Origin of the sequence: Actinomadura sp. GC306 (assembly GCF_004348665.1) — a bacterium.
Lineage (GTDB): Bacteria > Actinomycetota > Actinomycetes > Streptosporangiales > Streptosporangiaceae > Spirillospora.
The window spans coordinates 1-7,431 of sequence record NZ_SMKM01000310.1; the positions used below are offsets into that span (position 1 = coordinate 1).

Annotated in this window: 7 protein-coding genes; 4 read left to right on the top strand and 3 right to left on the bottom strand. The window is 74.7% G+C overall.

All coding sequences use genetic code 11. The features are described 5' to 3' along the window. A partial coding sequence (serC, locus tag E1200_RS29015; protein WP_131955265.1) for a phosphoserine transaminase occupies positions 1 to 759 on the top strand: 759 nt, incomplete at its 5' end. Between the two features lie 50 nt (positions 760 to 809). Here the strand turns inward: serC and E1200_RS29020 are convergent. Beyond that, complete coding sequence (locus E1200_RS29020) at positions 810 to 1,721, bottom strand: hypothetical protein (RefSeq protein ID WP_165950509.1); 912 nt, start codon at positions 1,719 to 1,721, stop codon at positions 810 to 812. A 16-nt stretch (positions 1,722 to 1,737) separates the two neighbouring features. Between E1200_RS29020 and E1200_RS34095 the strand changes: the two genes are divergently transcribed. From E1200_RS34095 to E1200_RS29030, 3 genes are all read left to right on the top strand, one after another. Further along, on the top strand, positions 1,738 to 1,890 hold the full coding sequence (locus tag E1200_RS34095) for a hypothetical protein (protein ID WP_165950510.1): 153 nt from the start codon (positions 1,738 to 1,740) through the stop codon (positions 1,888 to 1,890). 176 nt (positions 1,891 to 2,066) lie between these two features. Continuing rightward, positions 2,067 to 3,032 carry a hypothetical protein gene (locus E1200_RS29025; RefSeq protein WP_243708916.1) on the top strand — a complete coding sequence of 322 codons (966 nt, stop codon included), beginning with the start codon at positions 2,067 to 2,069 and terminating at the stop codon, positions 3,030 to 3,032. Between the two features lie 112 nt (positions 3,033 to 3,144). Beyond that, complete coding sequence (locus tag E1200_RS29030; protein WP_243708918.1) at positions 3,145 to 5,343, top strand: hypothetical protein; 2,199 nt, start codon at positions 3,145 to 3,147, stop codon at positions 5,341 to 5,343. Here the strand turns inward: E1200_RS29030 and thpR are convergent. After that, on the bottom strand, positions 5,280 to 5,903 hold the full coding sequence (thpR, locus tag E1200_RS29035) for an RNA 2',3'-cyclic phosphodiesterase (RefSeq protein WP_131955269.1): 624 nt from the start codon (positions 5,901 to 5,903) through the stop codon (positions 5,280 to 5,282). The genes E1200_RS29030 and thpR overlap by 64 nt on opposite strands. 105 nt (positions 5,904 to 6,008) lie before the next feature. Then, entirely contained in the window at positions 6,009 to 7,247 is a 1,239-nt protein-coding gene (locus E1200_RS29040) for an MFS transporter (RefSeq protein WP_131955270.1), read from the bottom strand. Between the last annotated feature and the right edge of the window lie 184 nt (positions 7,248 to 7,431).

Consider the following 7,431-nt stretch of genomic DNA (forward strand, 5'->3'; position numbering starts at 1 on the left):
GTGATCTCCAGCCCGCCCGGGTCCCACCCGGAGGCGTCGGCCGAGGAGGACGTGGACGCCTACGCCCTCACCCACAACGAGACCTCGACCGGCGTCGCGATGCCGATCCGGCGCCCCGCGGGCACGACCGGCCGCGACGGGCTCGTGCTGGTGGACGCCACCTCCGGCGCGGGCGGCCTGCCCGTGGACGTGGCCGAGACCGACGTCTACTACTTCGCGCCGCAGAAGTGCTTCGCGGCGGACGGCGGCCTCTGGGTGGCGCTCGCCTCCCCGGCGGCGCTGGAGCGGATCGAAGAGCTCGCCATGGCCGACCGGTACGTCCCCGAGTCCCTCAACCTCAAGACCGCCCGGGACAACTCCGCCAAGGACCAGACCTACAACACGCCCGCCGTGGCGACGCTGCTGCTCTTCGCCGAGCAGGTCGAGTGGATGAACGCCCAGGGTGGCCTGGAGTGGACCACGTCCCGCACGGCCGACTCGTCCCAGCGGCTCTACACGTGGGCTGAGAAGACCGGCTACACGACGCCGTTCGTCACGGACCCCGCGCAGCGGTCGCAGGTGGTCGGCACGGTCGACTTCAACGCCGACGTGGACGCGGCGGCCGTCGCCAAGATCCTCCGCAACAACGGCATCGTGGACACCGAGCCCTACCGGAAGCTGGGCCGCAACCAGCTCCGCATCGGCATGTTCCCCGCCATCGACCCCGACGACGTCGAAGCCCTCACCGGCTGCATCGACTACGTGGTCGAGCGTCTCTAGCCCGGGAAGGCAGGACCGGGCCCGTCCGCCTGATTTCGCCGGGGGCCCGGTCAGGCCGCGGACGTGACGCGGGCGGTGCCGCCCGCGCGCTGCACGACGCGGTGGCGCAGGCCGGCGCGGTCGCACTGCTCGTCGGCGGCGGTGAAGCCCGTCCAGACGCGGTCGTCAATGTCGGAGTCGCGGGCCGTGGGCAGGAAGTTCGCCGTGGCCAGCACCTCGGGGAGGTCGCGTCGGCCGGGGCGCCGCTCCATGCCGACCTTGAGGTAGGTGCCCTCGCGGAGCATGACGACGGTCGCGAACCGCACCCGCGTGTGCCGCTCCGCCTCCCGGAACCAGCGCGGGTTGGAGGCCCAGTAGATGTTCTGCTCGGTGTCGACGGCGACGGTCAGGGGGCTGAGTGCGGCGCGGGCGAGATGCACCTCGGTCGGGCGGTCGCGGTGGACCCAGGCCAGTGCGGCACGTCCGACCAGCGATTCGAGCACGCCGGTCACGTCGGACGTGTCGGCGCAGCCGGCGAGGAGCTGGAAGACGGGCTCGCTGTCGGTCGTCCCGGACGCGGGCGGCGGCGCGTACCGCGACCGCAGGTCGCCCGCGTCGATGTCGCCGTTGTGCGTGGCCACGATCGCGGCGCCCCGGTCCCCCGCCGCGCGGACGGCCATCGGGCCGGCGTTCGCCGGGTCGGCCGGGGTGCCCTGCGTGGCCCAGCGGGTGTGGCCGAGGGCGACCGGCGCGCGGTCGAGCTCGGGGAGCAGCTCGGGCCGCCAGATCGCGGAGAATCGGCCGCGCCCGGTCAGCACGCGGCAGCCGTCCCCGCATCCGAAGGCCGCGCCGCCGAGACCGGGCCACCCGCCGAGAAGCGCCAGCCCGGCCGAGTCCGTGCCGCGCTCCTCCGCGAGCATGCCCAGCATGACGAACACGTCCGACGCGGGTGCCGCGTCGGCGGCGAACGGTGAGCGCACCATCCCGAACAATCCGCACATGCCAGATGAGATGCAGATCATGGGCGGGCGGTTCGCGCCGGGCGGCGGGCCGAATAAGCTCGGCTGCGTGAACCGCGCTCCCCGATGGCTGCTTCCCACCGTGCTGACCGCGCTCGTGCTGACCGTGGTCGTCGGTGCGCTGCTGTCCTGATGGCGCGGGCTGAACCCGATCGCGCGGGGCGGACGGGCGGGGCGCGGAACGGGGATGATCAGGCCATGTCACTGTGCCGTGCGCGTCGCCCCCGTTCCGCCCGGATCCGCCGTGGCCCGTTCCGCCGTGGCCCGTTCCGGGCGGCCCGTGCCGCTGCGGCACTGGCCCTGGCGGGAATGTTCCTCTGGCCGGCGTCCCCCGCCGCCGCGGAGGAGCAGGTGGCCTTCACCATCCGGGACGAGCGGATCACCGAGTCGAGCGGCCTGGCGGTCAGCCGGCGGCACAAGGGCGTCGTCTACACCCACAACGACTCGGGCGACGTCCCGGTGATCTTCGCGCTCGGCCCGGACGGCGGCGTGCGCGCCGTGCTGACCCTCGGCGGCGCGAACGCCCGCGACTGGGAGGACATCGCGGTCGGGCAGGACGAGCGCGGCCGCCCGGCGATCTACGTCGGGGACATCGGCGACAACCTCGGCGGCGCGTGGCCGTACGTGACCGTGTACCGGATCCCCGAGCCGGCCCGGCTGCGCAGCCAGACGATCCGCGCCACCGCCTTCAAGATCAAGTACGCGGACGGGCCGCGCAACGCCGAGACCCTGATGATCAACCCGCGGACGAACCGGCTCTACCTCGCCAGCAAGCTGTTCGGCGGCAAGGTGTACCAGGCCCCGGCGCGGCTGCGGACCGGCGGTTTCAACGTCGTCCGGGAGGTCTCCGGGGCCCCGCCCATCGCCACCGGCGGCGCGTTCTCGCCCGACGGCCGCACCTGCGTCATCCGGACCTACCTCGGCGCCCGCCTCTACTCGGTGAACCCCGACGGCACCCCCGGCAAGTCGCTGACGTCGATCGGCCTGCCGGCGCAGAAGCAGGGCGAGTCGGTGACCTACACCGCGGACGGCACGGCCCTCCTGGTGGGGTCGGAGGGGACGAACCAGCCGGTGTACCGGATCCCGCTTCCGGAGCAGGCGCTCCCGTCCGATGCGCCGTCGCAGGCGCCGTCACCGGAGAACGCGGGGACTTCGGGCACCCCTGACGAGGAGGGCAAGGACGCCTCCACCACCCGGACCGGCATGTTCCTGGCGCTGGCCATCGCCGCCGCCGTCGGGTACGGGCTGCTGCGCAAGCGCGGGGAGGGGTCGTAGGGGCACGGGTGACGGTGGTGATGCGGCGACCTGACCGGCACGATGGAACTCGGTGGCGGGGAGCGTGCAGTTGCCGGAAGGAGGCGACGGTCCCGCGGGGACCCGTGTGAGGATGCGGACTGTGGAGCATGAGCTGGTGGGCCTCGCGGGTCCCGGTGGCCGGTGGCGTCCCGTCGCCGCCGGGCCGTTCGCTCTCCTGGCGGTGGCGCTGGCGCTGCTGCCGATCCGCCCGGTGTGGCTGTGGGCGACGCTGATCGGTGTCGTCGCGGCCGCGCCGTGGCTGCTCGGCGCGGCGCCGGAGGCGCGCCGCCGGCGCCCCCGGCCGTACTGGCGGCTCTCCGCGTCCGGCCTGGAGCGGATCGCGCCGGACGGGCGGACGATGACCTCCTATGAGCGGTCCCGGATCGAGGCGCTGGCCATCACCACCGGCGACGGGGTGCTGACGGTGTTCCACCGGTTCGGCCGCACCGCGGTGGGCGGGATGACCGCGATGGGGATGGAGCCGCTCGCCGTGTTCGTGACGGCCCGCCGGCTGGGCATTCCCGTGCATGTCCTGGACGGCGAGGCGACCGACCTGATGGACCCCGCGCTGGACGAGGCCATGCGCATCCCCGGGCTGGACGACGACGCCCCGGAGGGCAGCGCCCTGCCGCGCGACCACGCCGCGGAGAAGCGGCTCCTCGACCAGGAGGCGGCTCTGCTGGCCGCGGCCCACGAGCCGTCCGACCGGCCGTCCGCCCAGCCGTCCGCCCAGTCGGCCGGTGAGCGCGGCCGGCCCGCCGGCAAGGGGAAGGGCAGGGGCCGGAGCCGCCCGGAACACCGGCTGGACACCCCGGAGCCACTGCCGAGCCGCCGCCGGATCGCGCTCCTCGGCGCGCTCATCGCGCTGCTCGCCGCCGTGATGATCGTCCGGATCGCGGTGGACGGGACCGGCGGGTTCGGCGCCCGGCTCGCCGCGGGCTGCTGGGTGCTCGCCGCGATCGCGGGCGTCCTGCTGGCCCGCCGCCGGCTGCTGCGCGCCGCGCAGATCCACTGGACGATCACGGCCGAGCGGCTGCGGGTGCGGACCCGTCCCGGCCGCCGCCGCGAGGCGCAGGACCTCCCGGCCGGCGACGTCGCCGCCGTCGTCGTCGGCCCCGGGCTGCGGCTGGACCCGGTGAGCGACGTGCCGCGCCGCACCGACCTCGCCGCGCTCGCGTTCGGGCACCGGATGGAGCTCGTCGCCCGGCTGCCCGCGCACGGGCTCGACGGCTTCCAGCTCGCGCACGCCCTCGACGACCACGGCTACCGGGTGATCACCCCGGGGACGCGGGCGCCGCGCCGTCCCGAGTACGGGCTGGAGGGCCTGCCGGAGATCTTCGCGAAGGTGCCGGGCGGCCGGCTGGTCGTCGCCGACGGCGGGCTCGGCTGGGCCGACGCCGCCGGGGACGTCGTGCTGAAGATGCCCGAGGACCGCATCGGCGGCATCGAGCTGCTGACCATCGCGGGCCACGCGTGGGTCCGGCTGTACGACACCGACGGCGACGAGTTCTTCGCCGCGCCCCTGTCGGCGCTGCGCATCTCCCGGACCGACCTGCGCGACTCGGCGCGCCGCGCCGGGCTGCCGGTCAACGACGCCGAGTACGACGCCTACATGAGCGCTGCGTTCCACTCCGCCGTGTCCACGCTCTCCGGGGCCGAGCCGGTGACCGAGCCGGTGGCCGGGCCCGAACCGGCGGCCGCGGCCCTGCCTTCGCACAGCGCCGGGCAGGAGGGCGCGGCGCCGCTGCCGGACCCCGCCGGCGAGCAGGACCTCGCGTTCCCCGTCGAGCCGCCGCCCGGCCCGGCGACCGCCCCGGGCGCGCTGCTGGACGCGACCCGCCGCTCCCGCGCGGGGACGTACGCGATGAGCGTGCTGCTGTGCGAGGCCGTCGCGCTGCTGGGCGCGGTGTGGCTCGGCCCAGAGCTGGGCGGGTTCAACGCCACGGCGAGCTGGTCGGTGCCCGCGGGCCTGGTCATCGGCCTGGTCGGCTACTGGCTCCACGACCGGAACCGCTCACAGCTGCGCGTGTCGTCCGCCGGGCTCGCGGTCGTGACCAGGCGCGGCAAGGTCGAGTGGGATCTGCCGCGCGACCGCATCGGCGGCATCGGCATCGACGAGGCGCGTGAGCGGATGCCGCGCCTGGTGGTGTGGGGGCCGTCCGGGCGGGTGCTGCGCCAGGTCTCGTTCCCGCCCGACCTGGACGAGCTGCGCCGGGCCTGCGAACGCTACGGCGTCCCCTGGGGGCCGCCGGACGCGGACCTGCCCGCGCCCCCGCCGCCCGAGCTCTGACGCAGCGACCACGTCTTCAGCGACTCGTACCTCACCTGGCTGTAGTCCTTGCCGGGCAGGTGGCTGAGCATCAGGTGGACGGATCCGGCCGTCCACGCGGCGCCGGCGAACGCCGACAGCGACTCCACGAGGGGCCGCACGTCCACGGGCTTCCTGGAGCGGGCCAGGGTCAGGTGGGGGCGGAAGCCGCGGTGCTTGTCGGGCAGCGTCCCGACGCGGCGCCCGGCGGCGGTGGTGGACGCCGCGAGCCGCGCCATGCGGCGGCGGTCGCCGAACAGGCCCGTCCACAGGACGCGGGCGTGCGCGCCGCTGCCGGGGAACGCGCCCGCGCCCGCCAGCGACAGCGACATCCGCTCGTGCCGGCCGACGGCGCGTTCCAGCCGGGGAAGGAGCCGGTCCAGGGTGCGGTCGTCGACCTCGCCGAGGAACGTCAGCGTGACGTGGAGCAGCTCGCGCCGCACCCATCTCAGCTCGGGGACCGCGTCGCGGTGCGGGCGGACGGCCTCCTCCAGCTCGTCCAGGATGTCCGGTGGCGGCACGAGCGCCACGAAAAGCCTCATGGGAACGTCCGGAGGGCCACCCGGCAAGCATTCCAGCAGGAGGCGTCCGTTGTCACGCCGATCGGTCGGCTTTGCGCCCGTCCCGTGGCCGGTCGCCGGCCGGCGTCACCGCGCGGCGGGCCGCCGCGCGAGCACCCGGGCGAGCGTGGGGCGGATCGACCCGCGGGCGGCGAGCGCGCCCACGGCCAGCGCGGCGAGGGCGGAGATCAGCCCGCCGAGGACGAGCGCCGTCCGGGCGCCGAGGTGCTCGGCGAGCCAGCCGACCGTGGGGGCGCCCACCGGGTTCGTCCCGAGGAACACGAGCATGTAGAGGCCCATCACCCGGCCGCGCATCTCCGGCGCGACCCCGAGCTGGACGGTGGCGTTGGCCGCCGTCGTGATCGTCATCATCACGATGCCGGTGGGGACCAGCAGCAGCAGGAACGACCAGTACGTCGGCATCAGGCCGGTGATGATCTCCAGCACGCCGAACAGCACGCCCATCCCGACCAGCAGCCGCAGCCGCGGCCGGGCGACCCGCCGCGCGGCCAGCAGCGCGCCGCTGAGCGCGCCGAGCGCGAGCATGCTGGACGCGAGCCCGAACGCGGACGCGCCGGTGCCGAAGACCTCCTTGGCGATCAGCGCGATGGTCGTGGAGAAGTTCATCCCGAACATGCCGATGAACCCGATGAAGACCATGACCAGCGTCAGGTCGCGGCGCCCGCGCACGTAGCGCAGGCCCTCGCGGAGCTGGCCCTTGGCGCGCTTCACCGGCTCCGCCGGGTACAGCTCGCCCGTCCGCATCGCGTAGAGGCCGAACAGGACGGCGCCGAACGACGCCGCGTTCACCAGGAACACCGGCCCGGTGCCGATCATCGCGATCAGCACGCCCGCGACGGCCGGGCCGAGCAGGCGGGCGCCGTTGAAGGTGGCGCTGTTCAGCGCGATCGCGTTCGGCAGGTCGCGCTTGCCGACCATCTCGATCACGAACGACTGGCGGGTGGGGTTGTCGACGACGGTCGCGAGCCCGAGCCCGAAGGCCAGCACGTACACGTGCCACACCTGCGCCATGCCGGTCACGGCGAGCAGGCCCAGGACGAGCGCGAGCACGCCCATCGACACCTGCGTCATCACCAGGATGCGGCGCTTGGGGTAGCGGTCGGCGATGACGCCGCCCCACAGGCCGAACAGGAGCATGGGCAGGAACTGCAGGCCGGTGGTGATGCCGAGCGCGGTGCCGCTGCCGTGCGCGAGTTCGAGGACGAGCCAGTCCTGCGCGATCCGCTGCATCCACGTCCCGGTGTTGGAGACGACCTGCCCGGCGGCGAACAGCCGGTAGTTGCGGTTGCGCAGGGACCGGAACATGCCGCCGGACCGAGGATCGTCGCCCTCTTCGGCCTCTGCGGCTTTGGGGGGTTCTTCGGGTTCGTCGGGTTCGTTCGGGCCGGGGGCGGTGTCACCGGGTGGACGGGGCGCTCCGCTCTCCTCCGTGAGTGGGTCGGCGGCGCGCTGCTCGTCCACAGGCGTCGAGGGGCGGGCGGGAGTGCGG

Excerpts from the sequence above, each read along its gene's own strand:
- E1200_RS29020 (WP_165950509.1), bottom strand. The coding sequence starts at position 1,721 with ATGGTGCGCTCACCGTTCGCCGCCGACGCGGCACCCGCGTCGGACGTG.
- E1200_RS34095 (WP_165950510.1), top strand. The coding sequence starts at position 1,738 with ATGCCAGATGAGATGCAGATCATGGGCGGGCGGTTCGCGCCGGGCGGC.
- E1200_RS29025 (WP_243708916.1), top strand. The coding sequence starts at position 2,067 with ATGTTCCTCTGGCCGGCGTCCCCCGCCGCCGCGGAGGAGCAGGTGGCC.
- E1200_RS29030 (WP_243708918.1), top strand. The coding sequence starts at position 3,145 with ATGCGGACTGTGGAGCATGAGCTGGTGGGCCTCGCGGGTCCCGGTGGC.
- thpR (WP_131955269.1), bottom strand. The coding sequence starts at position 5,903 with ATGAGGCTTTTCGTGGCGCTCGTGCCGCCACCGGACATCCTGGACGAG.
- E1200_RS29040 (WP_131955270.1), bottom strand. The coding sequence starts at position 7,247 with ATGTTCCGGTCCCTGCGCAACCGCAACTACCGGCTGTTCGCCGCCGGG.